The organism is Lysinibacillus sp. NPDC058147, from assembly GCF_042884205.1.
GTDB lineage: Bacteria > Bacillota > Bacilli > Bacillales_A > Planococcaceae > Lysinibacillus.
Genome location: NZ_JBHVUJ010000001.1, coordinates 317052 through 334937, shown reverse-complemented (window position 1 = coordinate 334937; position 17886 = coordinate 317052). Strand labels below are relative to the sequence as shown.

Sequence of the window (17886 nt, the reverse complement as noted above, 5' to 3'; positions counted from 1 at the left end):
ACGTGTGTAACTGACTGATTCTTCAGAAACCTCTAGCGGTCAGAGACCTTTCGTTTCGTCGAGCTCCCTGACCCTCGTCACTTGATATTTGGCTTGTGACTTCACTGATATACCCATTGGTACTTGAATTTCTTTAAAATCTATTACATTCGCCAGAGGCTTAACTTCATTCAGTAGAGGATGTATTTGTTGTTCCCTATTTGGAAGAATTGAGACATCATTTTGATCTCTGTTGAATAAAGTCAAATTTTAGCATCGTGTAAAAAGTCAAACAATACTATGTATTAGAGAAGTGTAAAGGCTTTGCCTATCCCCTTATCAAAAAGTACTTCCTTTTGGAGGATGCATTTTACGGTGATAGTAGTCGTCATCTTAATCAAATAATTAACTGAACTAAACCTAAAGGGGAATCTAACTTAACCTAAACAAAAAATATGTGATAAAACAAGGCACGGTTAAACGCCGTACCTTGTTTTCATTTTTCTATCCAGTTACAAAAAAATCTTATTCAGTAATTTTAGCGTTTTCTACTAAAAATTCAACTGTTTTTTGAATTTTAATGTCGTTTTCAAGAACTGCTGTGCCACCTAAAGCACCTGTAATTTGCTCATTTGTCATGTTAAATTGAGCAGCCATTTTTTCTAGTTCAGCTGCGATATCAGCTTCAGTAGCTTCAATTTTTTCAGCTTCAGCAATTGCTTCAAGTGTTAAAGATACACGTACACGGCTTTCTGCTTCTTCTTTCATTTGTCCACGTAAATCTTCTTCTGATTGACCTGAGAATTGGTAGTAAAGGTCTAAGTTCATGCCTTGCATTTGTAAACGTTGACCAAATTCTTGTAACATACGATCAGTTTCAGAGTTAATCATACCAGCTGGTACTTCAAATTCTGCATTTTCAGCAGCTTTTTCAACTAATTGATCACGAAGTGTTGCATCAGATTCAGCTTGTTTTTGTTCAGCAGTTTGCTCTTTGATTTTAGCGCGTAAAGCTTCAACACCCTCAACTTCTGGGTCTAATTCTTTAGCGAATTCGTCGTTTAATTCTGGAAGAACTTTTGTTTTAACTTCTTTTACAGTTACTTTGAAAGTAGCTTCTTTACCAGCTAATTCAGCTGCATGGTATTCTTCTGGGAAAGTAACAACTACGTCTTTAGATTCACCAGCTTTTACACCTACAAGTTGCTCTTCAAAGCCAGGGATGAATGAGCCTGAACCGATTTCTAGTGGGTAGTCTTCACCTTTACCACCTTCAAATGCTTCTTCACCTACGAAACCTTCAAAGTCGATAGTAGCTGTATCGCCTTCTACAATAGCTTCGTCTTCTTTAATTTCAAGCTCTGCTTTACGAGCTAATTGGTCTTGAATTTGAGTTTCTACTTCTTCATCAGTAACTTCTACTGGAAGTTTCGCAACTTCTAAACCTTTGTACTCACCAAGTTTTGGCTCTGGTTTCACTGTTACTTGAGCAGTAAATGTGAAATCTTTACCGTGTACGAAGTTTTCTGTACCAGAAATTTCTGGGTAATCAACTGGCATAATTCCAGCTTCATCAATCGCTTTTGAATAAGACTCAGGAACGATGATTTCTAAAGCATCTTGGTATAAAGATTCGATACCAAAACGTTGTTCGAACATTTTACGAGGCATTTTTCCTTTACGGAAACCTGGTACGTTAATTTGTTTCACAACTTTTTTGAACGCTTGGTCCATTGCTGCGTCTATTTCTGCAGCGGGTACTTCGATTGTAAGAGTACCGATATTACCTTCTTGTTTTTCCCATTTTGCTGACATGTATAAATACCTCCAAATAAATGATCAAGTTTAATGTTAGACAATTCATTCGTAACTACGATTTTGACAACCATTTTAGTATAACATAGATGCGTATAGTTTCAACTTATTTCATACTTCATGGAGTTCTGTTAATTTTTCTAACATTTGTAAAAAGTCAATGATTTCATAGTTCATTTCCTGTACTTTCCCGAGCATAGATTGTACAAAGTCAATATAACTATAAGCAATATCATCGGCTTCAAATGGGCGCCATTCGAACGGATACGTTACAATAGCATGCTTCGCCATTAAATATTGTACCATTTCCAACGTTGATGGGTCTTGCTCTAATTTATTTTCAATTATTTTTTTTACCTCCCTATATTGAGGCAACTGATTTGGTAAAACTAAATTACTAGGATTAATAATTTTTGTTTCGTTAAATTTTGAGATAGCGATCTCTATTGACACTTCTTGTTCCACTAATAAGATTAATGCTAAGCTCTGAACAAATGGGTGGATCGTTGGACATTCTATAATAGCTTTCAACGCTGTTTTTAATTGTCTTACATTCGTATCCATTAATCGATGCAGCCGAATAGATTGTTCATCTGGCGTTAATGCACTAAATTTCGAAAGTTCATATTCTTGCTCTTCTAACAATCGTTTTGCATCTTCTTTTTTTTGAAGATTCCTAGCAACCTCTTGATTCAAGCTTCTTAAACGTTCAAATTTCTCGAGCTGATCTTCCGGAAGGACATTTTCTTCAATTAATGTCGTAATTAACGATTCTACTTGATGATATTCCTTTAACTGCATACATACAGTAACAAACAGTTCCATTACTTCCACATACAATGACGTTCCCATAGCAAACAATTGCTCACAAACACTTTTAACTTTTTCGTATTCTTTTAATTCATATAAAGCATACGCATAGGTACTTAATGCAATTTCATCTCCAGCTTCATATAAAAATGCTTTTTCAAAGCTTGCCACAGCCTCTTCATATTGATAATTTTCCGCATACATATGTCCTTCACGTAATAATGTTTGAACAGCACCTGGAAAAACAACAATATTTTCATGTTTTATAACATGTCGTTTTCTCTTTGTCATTTTTCTCACCTCTATACCACTATTTTTCTTATTAGTTCCTATATAAATCATCATCATAACATGGGGTTGATTTCCGCATTCGGCTGAGCGCTTTAAAATGTGGTTCAATGAGATACTCTGGTTGGTAACCGAGGCGTTACCACAGGTCTTAATGCTTTAGTCTTCGTTCCTCTACTGGCTCTCACCAATGTCTCATCTAGGACTATCTCAAAATTCACTTCATCAACCTCATTAGATGTTTTACGTTTTAATCAATGTCATTTTAACCCTTTTACAAATGACAATATATACCAATAATTTATTCTCAACCTTAATTTTCACAAAAATTATTGCATTAGTTTTTCATATTTTGTAATAAAATGTATTATAATTAATAATATCTATCATTTATTATTGGCTTCGTCTTTAATTTAAGAAAAAGTTCTTCACAAGGAGTGGAATACATGCAATTAATGGATACAGTTAACGAATTTGGTAGTAGCATCTCTCCTATGTTTGAGGCACTATCAATTAAAGTTGTGTCTTTTTCAACAGCGAACGGTCCCCATCAGAAGGATTATCCGATTGAATTTGAAATACTTACGCGGACAAAGATTGATTTATACACGCAAGAAGCAATTACACATATTCAAAGTATACAAGGTTACATTCCTGGCTCCATTTCAATTGGACACCAACATGAGTCACTTTTTATTATTCCCCAAAACATACACATTGAATGCAACTATAAACTTCTAAGTATCGACAAAAAAGATATGGAACGAATCTTACAGCACTCTCAACCGAATCTCCATTATAGTGAATGGCTAATCGATGCCATTAAAAACGCAAATATTCTTGTAGAATTAAAAACCAATCAAAATACCTTTACTGAATGGCCTATCGGTATAAAGTCAGCCGTTATATTGTAACTAGAATGAGACATACTTAAATAGGTATGTCTTTTTTTGTGCACTTATTAATTAAGTCTGCCCCTGTCGCTTGTCTATCATATCAACTTTCCCTTGATTCTGGAATTCCCATTATGTCCTTTATCACTAGAAAATTCACAAATCAACAAATTTATCGTTGAAACGCTATAATAAAAATGCATAGCACTAAAAGCATTTTTACTATGTCTGCACATTGTTATAAAAGTAATTACAAAGACTAGTGATCATCAAAGAATAAAAAAATGCTCTAATAGAAAATTAACCTAAATTCGGGGGAACTACATATGGATATCAAAAATACATTACAATCATTTTCCACTATGACACATTCAGCACGACAAGAATTCATGTTGCAAAAGGGCGATTGGTTGTTACAAGAAATGTTAACGCACATCGGTACACCAGATGCTGAATTAAGAGACAAATTAATTTATCGTACTTTTATTGATATACTTAGCGACAATTTACTGAGCACCGAACAGTTACAATATTTATTTGATACTGTAATAGGCGACGATTTTTTATATTTAAACATAGGTGAAGAATTGACAGATAGCGTCTTTACACGTTCATTTTCTGCTTTACTTGTTGCCGGCATTCTCGCAAAAGATACAGAACTACTAGTTTTAAATGATGAACATCTGCAAATTTTCTTTCAAAAGATTGGTCGCTATTTATTATTGGAAAAAGATACAAGAGGTCACGTTCATGATAAAGGCTGGGCTCATAGCATTGCACATGGGGCAGATTTAGCAGCAATGACGATTAAACATCCTAAATTTGATTTACAACATGCACCTTTCATCTTGCATGCATTGAAACTTGTTACTTGGAAAGATACAGTCTTTGTCAACGACGAAGAAGAACGCTTAGTTAATATAATTGAAGCGTTACTAGCTCGTAACTACTCCGAGGAAGCATTAATAGAATTTGTCGAACAGGTATTTGATAAATTTGAAATGCATTTAGTGACTCAAGGCTATAACGAAGCTTTTTTTAGTGGACGTACATGTACATTAAATTTAATGAAAACATTGTATTTTGCCTTAAAGATGAATAACTTAGCCCCAAAACTTCAAAATACTATTTATGGACAAGTAGCGAAATGGCTAAAGCTCGGAGCTTAAAATTCATCTTCACTTTGGCGTAATTGTACCGAATAAAGATAAATTTCACTTTTTCTCTGCTTAGAACATTTATTTTCGCCCCCGTAACCAAATTTAGCAAACCAAGGATATCCTTAGTTTGCTATTTTTACTTTTCGGATAAAATATCAAGTATACAATATATGGAAGCTCGTAATTATATTAACATAATTAAAAGTAGTTTCCGAAATACCTCTTTCCATTCATCCCTTACATTGAAAGTTTATCCTGATATATCCACAATTTTGCTTTTCACAAACTCATTTTAAAAAAAAACGCAACAAAAAAGCATTCAAAACCTTAATGTATCGGCGATTTTATTACAAAATGAAGTCTAAAATGTGAAATGATATTTTCACAAAAAAAACTATTTACTTAGTTAAATATGAGAAACTCAGTGTTTTCAACGTTTCAACAGTGTTTATTTAATTAAACACAAAAATACTAATATTGAAATAACGATTTTTGTTCAAAAAATGTTCATAATCATCCCCTGTTTGCTATTAAAAATATAAAAAAATAATTTTTTTTCTTTAAAACGGGCGTATAATCCAATGTGCAACAACGACATTTGTGTCGATCGATTATGACACATTGTCTGGAAAATCGATTACACAGATTAATGATTTTGTTTGCGAACGCTTGCACTAGACCGATCAAATACTAGATTCAATGTTTCATAATGAACCATGCCATTGTAAGTATTTCTTATTATTTGATTGGTACAACTACTAAAAGAGGTGACCTTATTACCCACTATTTATAAATTCGAATTTATACACAAACACATGAAATTTATGAATAGCCGTTTTATAGAAAGGAGTCAAACATGAAGAAAAAGTTAAGCTTAATGTTTATTGCATTTGGTGCACTTGCAGTTCTTGCTGGTTGTGAACCACTAACAATCTTTGATCCAAAAGGGCCAAATGCCAAAACATTATCAGACACAATTATTTTATCCATTATTACAATGGCCTTTATATTACTAGTCGTGTATTTGCTTTTGGCATTTATGCTAACAAAATACCGTGCTTCAAAAGCATCTGCCGATTACGAGCCTCCTCACGAAGAGGGTAGTCATCTACTTGAAATTACATGGACAGTTATCCCTATTATCATAGTGGCATTCTTAGCAATTGTTACTGTAAGAACAACAAGTACTGTAGAGTCTCAACCAGAAGGTTATGACAATAAAGAGCCACTTGTTATTTACGCTTCATCATCTAACTGGAAATGGCATTTTAGTTATCCAGAGCAAGGTATTGAAACTGTGAACTATGTAAATATTCCTGTTGACCGTCCAATTGAGTTCAAACTTTACTCATTCGGACCAATCACAAGTTTCTGGATTCCTCAATTAGCTGGTCAAAAATATGCGATGAGTGACATGTTAACAACTATTCACCTTGCCGCAGATGAAGTTGGTTCATTCATGGGCCGTAACTCTAACTTTAGCGGTCGCGGATTTGCTGAAATGGAATTTGAAGCGCAATCTATGACACAAGAAGACTTCGACAAATGGGCTTCTGATGTAAAAGCAAACGAAAAACCATTAACAAAAGAAAAATTTGATGAACTATTAAAAGCAGAACACGTTGGTCGTTCAAGCTATTCATCAACACACTTAGAATTTAGTCCAGCTCCAATGGAACATAGTGAACACATGAAAATGGGAGACATGGATCATAGTGAAATGAACCATGGGGAACATTCTGATTCACAAGAGAATTCTGAAGCAAAACATTCACATTAATTTTCAAACCCGAAAGGAGCGCATCCAATGAGTATGGAAGAAGTATTCCATCCTATGCAAGAACCGATGATTTTAGCGGCAGCTATTAGTATCGTAGTTGGAGCAGTGGTTATCGTGGCTGGCCTTACGTATTTCAAAAAGTGGGGCTATTTCTACAAAAACTGGCTATCAACTGTTGACCATAAAAAAATCGGTATTATGTATATCGCCACAGCACTTTTGATGCTATTCCGCGGCGGTATCGATGCATTGTTAATGCGTGCACAAACGGCAGTTCCTGATAACGGACTTCTTGATGCACAACACTATAATGAGATTTTCACAACACACGGTTTATTAATGATTTTATTCATGGCTATGCCATTCGTAATTGGTTTAATGAACATTGTTATCCCACTTCAAATTGGTGCACGTGACGTTGCCTTCCCACGTCTAAATGCAGTCAGCTTCTGGTTATTTGCAGCTGGTTGTGGTTTATTAAACCTATCATTTATCATTGGTGGTTCACCTGATGCTGGTTGGACAGCTTACTTCCCTCTATCTGGGACAGAGTTTAGTCCATCTGTTGGGAACAACTACTATTCTTTAGCTTTACAATTATCAGGGATTGGTACGTTAATGACTGGTGTTAACTTCATCGCAACAATCATTAAAATGCGTGCACCTGGTATGACATTAATGAAAATGCCAATGTTCACTTGGTCAATTTTAATTACAAATGTTATTATCGTATTTGCATTCCCAGTGTTAACTGTAGCACTTGCATTAATGATGTTAGACCGTCAATTCGGTACACAATTCTTTGCAATGCAAAATGGCGGTATGGATATGCTTTGGGCCAACCTATTCTGGGTTTGGGGACATCCTGAGGTTTATATCGTTATCCTACCTGCTTTCGGTATTTTCTCTGAAATCATTGCAACATTTGCACGTAAAAACTTATACGGCTATAAATCAATGGTTATGAGTATGGTCGTTATTTCGTTACTATCATTCTTAGTATGGGCCCACCACTTCTATACAATGGGTCACGGTGTAATGGTAAACAGCGTATTCTCTATTACAACAATGGCAATCGCTGTTCCAACAGGGGTTAAAATATTTAACTGGCTGCTTACAATGAGACACGGTAAAATTCAATTTACAACTCCTATGCTTTATGCACTTGGCTTTATTCCAATCTTCACAATTGGTGGGGTTACAGGGGTAATGCTAGCAATGGCAAGTGCTGACTATCAATATCATAATACGATGTTCTTAGTTGCCCACTTCCACTATGTATTAATTCCAGGTACAGTATTTGGTGTACTTGCAGGTTACCACTACTGGTGGCCAAAAATGTTCGGTTTCCGTTTAAATGAAAAACTAGGTAAAACTGCTTTCTGGTTTATCGCAATTTGCTTTAACGTAACATTCTTCCCTCTATTCATTTTAGGTTTAGATGGTTACGCTCGTCGTATGTACACTTACTCTGAGTCTACTGGCTACGGTCCATTGAACATGCTATCGTTCATCGGTGGTCTTGGTCTTGCTGTCGGCTTTGCGTTAATCGTATATAACATTTACTATAGCTGGAAACATATGCCTCGTAATGAAAAAGCAGATGTTTGGGATGGTCGTACATTAGAATGGGCTACTCATTCTCCAGTACCTGAATATAACTTTGCAGTAGTTCCAACTGTTACACGTTTAGATGAATTCTGGTTCGCGAAAAAAGAAGGTCGCGATATTACAGCAGGTAAAATCGAAAAAATTCACATGCCTAACAACACTGGCACACCATTCTGGATGAGTGGATTCTTCTTCCTTGCAGCATTCTTCGCTGTATTTAATCTATGGATTCCTGCTATCGTTAGTATGATTGGTGTATTCGGCTTTATGATTCATCGTTCATTCGAAAAAGATCATGGTCGTTATATTTCAGTTGAAGAAGTTATGGCAACTGAGAAAAGTTTGAGAGGTGATAAATAATATGAAAATCGATTCTTCACTTCCATTAGAATATAGTACAGAGGAAAACCGTCTGAAAATTTTCGGTTTCTGGATTTTCCTTGGCGCCGAAATCGTATTATTTGCGACACTATTTACAGTGTATTTCACACTTCATACACGTACAGGTAGTGGCCCAAGTGGCGCTGAAATTTTTGAATTAACACCAGTATTATGGGAAACTTTCTTATTATTAGCAAGTAGTTTCACAATTGGTCTTGGTATTCATGCAATGCGCATTGGCAATAAAAAAGCGATGATGGCGTTTTTCATCATCACACTTCTATTTGGTCTTGGCTTCTTAGGCATTGAGATCGATGAATTTGTAACATATGTTGATGAAGGTGCAACAATTCAAACAAGCGCATTCTTATCTGCATTAATGACTTTACTTGGTACGCACGGTGCCCACGTAACATTCGGTTTCTTCTGGGGCGTTGCAATTTTAATCCAAGTAGCAAGCCGTGGCTTAAACCCACAAACGGCTAACAAAGCGTTCATCTTCTCACTGTACTGGCACTTCCTAGACGTTGTTTGGATTTTCATCTTCAGCTTCGTCTACTTGAAAGGACTGATTAGCTGATGAAGGAATTATTCCCAAAACAACATGTGATGGGCTTCGCCTTCTCACTATTACTAACAGTTGTAGCTTTAGCTGTTGTAAAATTTGATATGTCACTTAACATGGCATTTGCTGTTTTACTAGTGACTGCTCTTGCACAAGCAACTGTACAATTAGTATTATTCATGCACATCGGTGAATCTGAAGATAAGAAAACGTTATATACAACGATTTTATATTCAGTATTCGTAGGTGTTGTCACAATCATTGGTACATTATTTGCAATGATCTGGGGCTATAATTGATAAACAGAGCCGAGAAAATGATTTCATTTTCTCGGCTTTTTTTGTTTATATATTTTTCAACATCGAAAAAAGATTCAACCCAAATTCCAACAACACTCCCCCTTCTCTTCTCAAAAACCATCATGTCCTGTGATAACGCCTTCGTGACCAACATCCTGTTGCTTTCGCACAGGAAAACATTTGTCGCTGCCGCTTCGCTTTCGCGCAAAAAACATCTGTCGCTGCCGCTTCGCTTTCGCGCAAAAAACATTTGTTACCTCGACTCTTCCAGGAAAACGCCCAGTCGGAACGGAAATCAACCACACGTTATGGCGATGAGCTACACAATTGCGATATTTCACAATAACTAACAACAGAATTAATATTCATGAACCACTTTTCATGTGACTTATCATAAGTAGGAAGGCTTATAAATAAAGGTATGAGTTGGGCATATACTATTATTTTAATATCGAATTGGTACTGTTTTTTAAATAATGAAACTTTTACTATTGTAGTAATGTATACTAATAGTTGATGTTTTTACCAATGAATAGGAGATGAAAAGTAATGAACAAATTTTTTAAAGTTTTAGGTGTTGGGGCACTAGCACTGACACTAGCAGCTTGTAACAGTAGCGCTACCCCAACGAAAGGTACAACTAAAACAGGTGACCTCACTTTAGAGCAAGTGTATGACAAAGCAGTGAAACGCCAAGAAGACATTAAAAGTGCTAGTGCAAAAGCGGAAGTGACTCAAGAGGCAAAAATGGGCTCAGGTGACAAAGCAGAGGCCTTTACCAGCGATACAAAAATGGACGTGGATGTAGTTAGCGATCCACTGGGTATGCACTTCACTATGACAACGACAGCGCCAGATATGCTTGACGAAGGCGATAAAAATAATGAAGCGTCAGTTGAAATGTACATGAATAAGGATCAAGGTATTTTCGTAAAAGACGAAACTTCCGATAAATGGTTAAAGTTACCAAGCGATGATTTCGATTCGATTTTAAAGGAGACTTCATCAGCAGCAAACGCTAAGGAACAATTAGAACAGCTTAAAAAGTTTGTCGGTGATTTTAAATTCGAACAAACAGATGATGCATATGTCTTAACTTTAGACGCAAAAGGTGATAAATTTAAGGAGCTTATCGATTCTGAAATGAAAAAGTCGATGAAAGACCTTAACCTTCAAGAAAACCCTCTTGATAATTTAACAATTAATAAAATGGACTACGTACTATACATTGATAAAGAAACTTTTGATACTAATAAAGTAGACGTTAACATGGATTTGAAAATAAAAGTGGAAAATGAAGAATTTTCATCAAAAATGAAGACAGTTGTAACATATACTGATTTTAATAACCTAAAAACAATCGACATACCAAAAGAAATTATCGATAACGCACAAACTGTTGCACAGTAAATAATAAAAAAAGGAATCTGCATACTTTAATGTACGCAGATTTCTTTTACTTTAGTTACCACTTCAATTCGAACATCGCATTTAGCATATCAGATGAATCTCTTCGCAAATGAAATCACTATCACTTCACTAACAGAAATCGGCCTCATTTAAGCTTAACAACTATCGTAATAATCGTTGACCATTTTACTTATTTACAGCATTTGAAATACTTTAGCATCTATAGAATAATGAAGCAACCCTTCAAAATCCTTCAGATTCGAATTAAGATTATTATACGTATATTCATAGTTCATCCCTAGTTTATCTAAAATTCGTAAAGATGCCACGTTATCAGGATGCACAACAGCAATAATTTTAGGTAAACCAATCTTATAAAATGCATAATTCATCAAAACTTTTGTTGCTTCAGATGTTATTCCTTGCCCTCTATAAACTTCCGAAATACCGTAGTAAATTTCGATTTCTGTTTCCTTCACATCATCTGGGCCAAGCCCGCAATAGCCAATTAGTTTTTGACTCTTTTTCTCTACAATAGCTAGATTAAGCTTATGTATTTTAGTAGGCGTGTTTTTTTGGTTACATTGAATGGACCACTCTATTACTCGTTGAACATCATCACGGCTAGGCACATCCTCTGGTATATATCGGTAAAAATTAGGTTCAGATACAACTGCATATAATTCATCCAAATCAGATAAAGCATATGGGCGAATTATGAGTCTTTCGGTTTCAATATGTAGATTTAAAAACATAATGATCACTCCTTACTTAAAGTTAAAATGTCTTTATTTCTTTTGAGTACTTATACTAGTCCCAATAATTCTTCATTAAATCAGTTGCCCAACGTGGCTGTTTTATTTCACCTTTTGGTAAAAACTCTTTCATTACAGGTTTTATATCAATGATTGGTGTTCCATCAATAGCATCTAAGCCTTTAACGATTAATGTTCTATCCTTTAATTCTAGTAATTCTACAACCGTTACACCTATTTTATTAGGTCTATTTTTACCTCTCTGTGCAAAAATACCGACTTCCGGATAGTCCGTATTATTTCTTGGATGTCTCGCTTCATATTGGATCTTTTCATCTACAACTTTGTCAAAATAAAAAATTATTTCTAAATGGGAAAAATCATCGATCCCCTTTAAAGACGATTCATGAAAATCTTTTGTCAATTCAATCGTAGAAATGACGTCACCCCAATTATCGTCTTCAATTATTTCTCGACTATTGCTCACTACAGCTATTGGTTTAATGTTATAAAGTATATCAAGACCTCTTCTCTTCGTTGATTTCTTCATGCATATTTCCGCTTAATCCTAGTATAATTCAGCTACCCCCAATGTCAATTTAAGGTAACGAACTTATGATTTCAAAGAAAATTCACCAATTAATAGAGAACCCAACATAATTGCCTCCCCTATAGCAATGTGTCAAAGAATCTCTTAAATACTTGTTTTCACTGTTCTTTTTTATTTTATTATTCGTAAAAATAAAATATATGAAAATGTTACGGGGGTTATGATATGGTATATTATCTACAATGAAATTTTAGAAGGTGGAAAACATGCTAGAAGTAAGTGAAAGTAAGTTATCTCAATATATTTTACATTTTATTGACGATACACTCGTGTTAGGTGAGGAATCATTATCACAACCAGAAGTCATGCTAGAGGCAGCTTTTACACAGCTAGCGTTTAGCAAAATCGATTTAGAGCAGCAATTCGAATTTTTTCATGAAACAGACATCGTATTAAACGAGGTCTACACATATGTAAGGGCGATATTCGATCAGGAGACTAGTTTCCATGAACAATCAATAAACATCGCAAAACACTTACATAGTGTATCTCAGCACCCTAATATTAAAAGCGGCGAATTGTTTATTGGATTATTTGATAATTGTTTTCTAGCTACCGAAGCTAAAAAAATAATCGCCATCGTTAAAATTGATGAAAAGGAAATGTTTTTAGATGTGAAAAACGACCACAACAAAATGGTCGTCAATGGCATTGATGGCATTAATGTAAAGAAAATTAATAATATGGCCATCATCGTAGATATGGGGACAGATGAGACACCTGCTGTCTTTATGAAAACTAAAAGGAAAGAAGATATTGTCTACTGGCAAGAACGATTTTTAAAGATTAAAGCAGCTGATGAACATTATTATAAAACGAATTTAGCGTTAACAGAATGCAAAAAATATATTTTAAAAGAAGAGAGTTTTACAAATACTGAAAAACTGGGTCTTTTAAATAAAACGCTTGATTACTTTAGAAATGAAGATGAATTTCAAGTAAATAATTATATTGAAACGGTATTTGAAAAAGCGGAACCAACTCAAAAAGATATTATTATTAATTCGGTAAAACCTTATGAAACCGTAATTTCTGAGAGTGCGCTTGAAAAGGCTGAAAAAAAATATAAACGTAAAATTAAACTCGATTCCAATATTGAAATCCAGGTAAACGTACAGGATATCGACCAAGTGGATGAACTAATTGAAGTGGGTTACGATGAATCTACAAATCGAAAATTCTACAAAATTTACTTCCAAGAAGAACTATAATTAAATTCCAAGAGACTTTCCTATTTTTTTAGAGGAAGTCTCTTTTTTAGCCCATCACCATTTTCCGGTTCCGACTGTGCACTTTCCTGGCGGCGTCCGATGAGTCGCTCTCCAATAAGCTTAACAAATATCATCCACAACTTAACTTTTGGTGATGAGTCCTTTTCGTAATCTATATCTTTATTCAATCGACTTATTAATAAACCATTCCCCTTAAATATCTAGTTTTTCATGGGAGGCTCAACCGATGTTGCAGATGTCAGCTGAAATGTACCAACTTCACAATGCTCGACAGCAACTTGGGCATTTGGAACGCCATTCCATACATGGCAAGTTGTCGCACAAGGTAAATCAGCTTATGCACATCAAGCGACACTCCTTGCAGGTAAAGCAATTTCTGCACTAGAAAATCCGACGTTAATTGAAAATGCAAAAGCAGAGCTGACACAACGACTCGATGGAGAAACATATGGAGCATTAATTCCTAAGGATTTAGTACCTCCTAAACTCACAGAAGTAATCCATGTTAGGGCGTAAATGTATGAAGTATTTTGTAAGACTTTCTACACGAGAGAGTCTTACTTTTTTGTTTATGCATGATAAAAAATATAGCGTTTAGGCAATTTTGGTTCTCACTTTACGTTATATCATATCCAATATCCAGGGCTTCAAATAGCTCAATAACTCTTCTAATCACCTTAACATCATATATTGTTACCTATACACCAAATTTGTTAATGTGTTACAATCAAACTAAATGACTTCATTGGAATAGGAGGGTCTTTTTAATATGTCCTATATTAACGATTTACAGTATTATATCGATAGTGCTTCAATCGGGGTTTTACTCGAACTCCTTTTGGTGACAACTTGTATTTCAACTATTATTTATTTAGTAACTAAAAACCAATATATTTCGTACTTATCGTCCGCACCAATATTTTATTTTCTTTCAATAATTTTGTACCACAATTCACATTTTATTATGCTCGTCTTAGCCATGACGGTTCAAGCCTCTGTTATTTTATTTATTCAGAAGAAGAATCTACGAAAGATCATTACGATGAAAGACAAAGCTCACGACAGTATTTAAGATAATAGAAGAATAAAGGACTTGTTATTTTCAACAAGTCCTTTATAAAATACCACTTTACACTCTTCCACGTGTTAATGCTCTGGCCCAATCAGATCTATTTTGATCTTTGCTTCGTTTAATAACTTCCGTAGTATCATAAGGAATGCTCAACTGCTCAATAATCCATTCACTATTCCGTTTTTCTACAACGGTATAGTTCGCAAATGGGGTACCTGATTCAATCTTATAATAAAACGGTTCGACTTCTTCATAAGCTGGCAGACCAACACTGCCCGGGTTAATAATGATTTTGTTATTAGGTAAATAAACAATCGTTGGTAAATGGGAGTGACCACAAAAAATAATATTTTGAGGAATATCTTTTACTAGATTCATTATTTCCTCTGTCTGTTTTACATTAACGCCATGTGGAGTAATTTCATTCAACATATATAGCTCATCATTTTCAGGTGAAGCATGGCAAAAGTAAAAATTATCTGTCTGAATCGAAAATGGTAGGTTAATTAACCAACTTTTATGTTCCTCCGTGAGTACGTCTAAGACATATTGAACGGTTGGATTTTCCGATGAAGACTGTAATAATATTCGATCACAATTTCCACTTACACTTTTAATATCTGTACTCTTTATCATTTCATATGTTTCTAATGGGAATAACGGTCCATAAAGAGTGTCACCTAAATTATATATCTTATCGATACTTCTATATTCGATATCCTCTAACACGGCTTTTAATGCATCTTTATTTCCATGAATATCTGATAGTACTGCTATTTTCACAATATCATCACCTTAGTTAGTTTTACATTTCTGGAGCTTCCATACCGAAATTTGCCCACTCCTCTTTAGCTGGACCGTAAATGCCTGGGACAGTTAATCCCGCCTGTCGCATAAGAACCGTCATTTGTCCTCGATGGTGATTCTGATGTTGAATCAAAAACATTAACAGTGTACCAATTCGCATTTCTTGACCAAAAAAATTGATGTGCTCGTGAAGGGTTTGATCAGTCCAATTTGTTTTCACTGCTTCCACAAACGCATAATTAGCTTGAGAATAGCCATCTGCAATAAATTGTGCTGAAGTAGGAACAGGAAAATCTTTAGATGGAGCATCAAAAGATAAACTTGTATTTGAAGTAATGATGCGAATTGCAGTAACTGTATGCCAAGCAATACGTCCTAAAGTCCAATTTTCTGACGTTATCTCCTGTTTAAGTGATTCATCTGTTAGATTATTCAATAACCTCTGTGTACAACTTGCTTCGAACTCCCAAGACTTAAAAAAATCGTTTAGACTCTGATACATTATAATCCCCCTCTTTTCTTAAAAGTGACTCTAACAGAAAAGTGCTCTCATCGTAAAAGAAATGTTTATAGATTAGTAGAGGTTTTCAATATATTTATTTAATTCTTTTTGATTAATCGATCCTTTTATCATGTACTTTAATATACCTTTAGAATCAAAGATAAAAGTTGTTGGATACGCCATTATTTCAAATGATTTTTGATATGTACCATCTAAATCAAGAAATATAGGGAAATTCAAATTGTAGGACTTTTGGAATTTCGTGGCATTTTCACTACTATCTTTAGAAGTTGCATTGATCGCTAATAGCTCAACATGTTCAGATTTAGTAGTATAAAAATCTCTTAATTCAGGAGCCTCTTCTTGACAAGGTCCACACCAAGATGCCCAAAAGTTAACGATTAGGACCTTTCCATTGTATTCTTTAAATGTTGTTGATGATTCATCTAATCGTGTTAATTTTGCATCAAAAACAAGCTGTTTTGTTCCATCTTCATTTTCTACTATCGGATTAACTGTTGCCTCTTTTATGAAAATATTTTTCAAAACAATTCCTATAAGTAATATGACTAATAAAGCTGATATATATAAACCTAAACGCTTTTTAAACTGCATAAATGATCACCTAAATTCCCCCTTTTAAATATCGTTCTTTTAAAACGTACCTATATTGAATTTTGATAAGCTAACATTAATTTCTCTTTGGCTTTCTGACCTGCTAATCCTGTTTTTAATAATTCATCTGATGTTTGATGATCTAAAGTTTTTGTAAATTGGTTTAATAGCTTATCTCTCAGCACATCGGGCATCTCCCCTGTGCTTTGATCTGTATCTTGTCCCTTTGATAATTTAGTTTCTTTAATCATTACTCTTTTCCCATCTAATTTAGTTACATAATGACGAATATATCCACCCTCTCTTTTAATTTCATATTTCGCTTTTGCTTGTTTATCGTTATCTAAAAATAGATCTGAAGATAAACTATTTAATTCATCTTTTTTAATCGTATTTATGTAATTATTATTTGTAGATTGGATCCTCATTCTCTTGCCCTCTTTCATTCGTTTTTTCGGCATTCAATGAATTCTGCTCTTTTTCCGCCATTCAATTTTCCATTATATAAACTAATTACCATTTTAACCAATTTCATTCACTCGGTCTACTCTCTATAAAGCGTATCTAGCAAGATAATATTTGGGCCTGCAATAAATTCTTTCGCACAAATCAGTAGTGATTCTCATATTAATATTGCGAAGATTATCTCGACGTTTTCCCTTTATTACTAGTTTGTTCACGCGACCCGTTAGATGAAAAAAATTCCAAATATGAATTGACCTTCTAATTTGTCCAATGTTATATTTACTAATGCAGTAATTTACTAAATTACTAAAATTTAAATTAACAAAAGGGGAGATGAAATCGATGAAAATACCTACACATTTAAAGCACAAACCTGTTATTGTTGCTGAAAATTATGCCAATATTGACGGGCGCACTGCTTATCATACGGATGCACAGGGGCTCTCACTCGGCTTAGCTCAATGGAATGACAGAGGTAAGGTTGATATTTCTGCTAAAGTGTGGCGTCATACAGGTGGTAAATGGTCACGTCAATCAGAGGAATTACCACTTCATCGCGTGCTTGACCTTGCTATTTTAGTTTGTGAATCTCAGCTTCATTTTAAGGAAGCTTATCGCTACGATCATTTATATGATGAAGAAAACCCTATTATTAAACGTGTTGGCTTACAAGGGGATGCAATGACAGTGGAAGTATGTACAGAAAATGAACAAATTGAAGAGGATATTAAGCTCTTTAATCAAGCTTTAAGTGCGGATGGTGAACTAATTGGCGAACGCATGCGCACGCTATCACTTATTTTAAAGGAAATGGGTTATTAAAACCCAAGAGGGGAT

At 34.7% G+C, this 17886-nt stretch carries 18 protein-coding genes; 10 read left to right on the top strand and 8 right to left on the bottom strand.

The features are described 5' to 3' along the window. Window positions 1-504: 504 nt before the first annotated feature. The gene (gene tig, locus ACFVT8_RS01645; protein ID WP_387082243.1) at window positions 505-1794 is read right to left on the bottom strand and encodes a trigger factor; all 1290 of its coding nucleotides are present in this window, start codon (window positions 1792-1794) and stop codon (window positions 505-507) included. A 111-nt stretch (window positions 1795-1905) separates the two neighbouring features. Further along, window positions 1906-2895 (bottom strand): hypothetical protein, encoded by a 990-nt coding sequence (locus ACFVT8_RS01640; protein ID WP_387082244.1) that lies wholly within the window; start codon window positions 2893-2895, stop codon window positions 1906-1908. A 443-nt stretch (window positions 2896-3338) separates the two neighbouring features. Here ACFVT8_RS01640 and ACFVT8_RS01635 point away from each other — a divergent pair, with 443 nt between their 5' ends. From ACFVT8_RS01635 to ACFVT8_RS01605, 7 genes are all read left to right on the top strand, one after another. Beyond that, window positions 3339-3806 (top strand): hypothetical protein, encoded by a 468-nt coding sequence (locus ACFVT8_RS01635; protein WP_387082245.1) that lies wholly within the window; start codon window positions 3339-3341, stop codon window positions 3804-3806. 305 nt (window positions 3807-4111) lie between these two features. Further along, on the top strand, window positions 4112-4954 hold the full coding sequence (locus ACFVT8_RS01630) for a DUF2785 domain-containing protein (protein WP_387082246.1): 843 nt from the start codon (window positions 4112-4114) through the stop codon (window positions 4952-4954). Window positions 4955-5801: 847 nt separating this feature from the next. Further along, window positions 5802-6725 (top strand): cytochrome aa3 quinol oxidase subunit II, encoded by a 924-nt coding sequence (gene qoxA, locus ACFVT8_RS01625; RefSeq protein ID WP_387082247.1) that lies wholly within the window; start codon window positions 5802-5804, stop codon window positions 6723-6725. A gap of 27 nt (window positions 6726-6752) precedes the next feature. After that, window positions 6753-8696 carry a cytochrome aa3 quinol oxidase subunit I gene (qoxB, locus tag ACFVT8_RS01620; protein WP_387082248.1) on the top strand — a complete coding sequence of 648 codons (1944 nt, stop codon included), beginning with the start codon at window positions 6753-6755 and terminating at the stop codon, window positions 8694-8696. 1 nt (window position 8697) lies between these two features. Then, window positions 8698-9297: a cytochrome aa3 quinol oxidase subunit III gene (gene qoxC / locus ACFVT8_RS01615; RefSeq protein ID WP_387082249.1), complete on the top strand. Its 600-nt coding sequence runs from the start codon at window positions 8698-8700 to the stop codon at window positions 9295-9297. Continuing rightward, a complete protein-coding gene (gene qoxD / locus ACFVT8_RS01610; RefSeq protein WP_387082250.1) occupies window positions 9297-9581 on the top strand; it encodes a cytochrome aa3 quinol oxidase subunit IV in 285 nt (94 codons plus the stop codon). The genes qoxC and qoxD overlap by 1 nt, the downstream gene beginning before the upstream one ends. 549 nt (window positions 9582-10130) lie before the next feature. Continuing rightward, entirely contained in the window at window positions 10131-10991 is an 861-nt protein-coding gene (locus tag ACFVT8_RS01605) for a DUF6612 family protein (RefSeq protein ID WP_387082251.1), read from the top strand. Window positions 10992-11185: 194 nt separating this feature from the next. On the opposite strand, the gene ACFVT8_RS01600 is transcribed toward ACFVT8_RS01605, so the two are convergent. After that, a complete protein-coding gene (locus ACFVT8_RS01600) occupies window positions 11186-11746 on the bottom strand; it encodes a GNAT family N-acetyltransferase (RefSeq protein ID WP_387082252.1) in 561 nt (186 codons plus the stop codon). Window positions 11747-11801: 55 nt separating this feature from the next. Further along, a complete protein-coding gene (gene tsaA / locus ACFVT8_RS01595; RefSeq protein ID WP_387082253.1) occupies window positions 11802-12296 on the bottom strand; it encodes a tRNA (N6-threonylcarbamoyladenosine(37)-N6)-methyltransferase TrmO in 495 nt (164 codons plus the stop codon). 266 nt (window positions 12297-12562) lie between these two features. Between tsaA and ACFVT8_RS01590 the strand changes: the two genes are divergently transcribed. Both ACFVT8_RS01590 and ACFVT8_RS01585 read left to right on the top strand, forming a co-directional pair. Further along, window positions 12563-13567 carry a nucleoid-associated protein gene (locus ACFVT8_RS01590; protein WP_387082254.1) on the top strand — a complete coding sequence of 335 codons (1005 nt, stop codon included), beginning with the start codon at window positions 12563-12565 and terminating at the stop codon, window positions 13565-13567. Between the two features lie 790 nt (window positions 13568-14357). Continuing rightward, entirely contained in the window at window positions 14358-14660 is a 303-nt protein-coding gene (locus ACFVT8_RS01585) for a hypothetical protein (RefSeq protein ID WP_387082255.1), read from the top strand. Between the two features lie 57 nt (window positions 14661-14717). On the opposite strand, the gene ACFVT8_RS01580 is transcribed toward ACFVT8_RS01585, so the two are convergent. The 4 genes from ACFVT8_RS01580 to ACFVT8_RS01565 all read right to left on the bottom strand — a co-directional run bounded on the left by ACFVT8_RS01580 (window position 14718) and on the right by ACFVT8_RS01565 (window position 17045). Continuing rightward, window positions 14718-15443 (bottom strand): metallophosphoesterase family protein, encoded by a 726-nt coding sequence (locus ACFVT8_RS01580; protein WP_387082256.1) that lies wholly within the window; start codon window positions 15441-15443, stop codon window positions 14718-14720. 22 nt (window positions 15444-15465) lie between these two features. Further along, window positions 15466-15969: a DinB family protein gene (locus ACFVT8_RS01575; RefSeq protein ID WP_387082257.1), complete on the bottom strand. Its 504-nt coding sequence runs from the start codon at window positions 15967-15969 to the stop codon at window positions 15466-15468. Between the two features lie 72 nt (window positions 15970-16041). Further along, on the bottom strand, window positions 16042-16584 hold the full coding sequence (locus ACFVT8_RS01570; protein WP_387082258.1) for a TlpA family protein disulfide reductase: 543 nt from the start codon (window positions 16582-16584) through the stop codon (window positions 16042-16044). Window positions 16585-16634: 50 nt separating this feature from the next. Further along, window positions 16635-17045 carry a hypothetical protein gene (locus ACFVT8_RS01565; protein ID WP_387082259.1) on the bottom strand — a complete coding sequence of 137 codons (411 nt, stop codon included), beginning with the start codon at window positions 17043-17045 and terminating at the stop codon, window positions 16635-16637. Window positions 17046-17391: 346 nt separating this feature from the next. On the opposite strand from ACFVT8_RS01565, the gene ACFVT8_RS01560 reads away from it, so the two are divergent. Continuing rightward, the gene (locus tag ACFVT8_RS01560) at window positions 17392-17871 is read left to right on the top strand and encodes a DUF6530 family protein (RefSeq protein WP_387082260.1); all 480 of its coding nucleotides are present in this window, start codon (window positions 17392-17394) and stop codon (window positions 17869-17871) included. Window positions 17872-17886 lie beyond the last annotated feature (15 nt).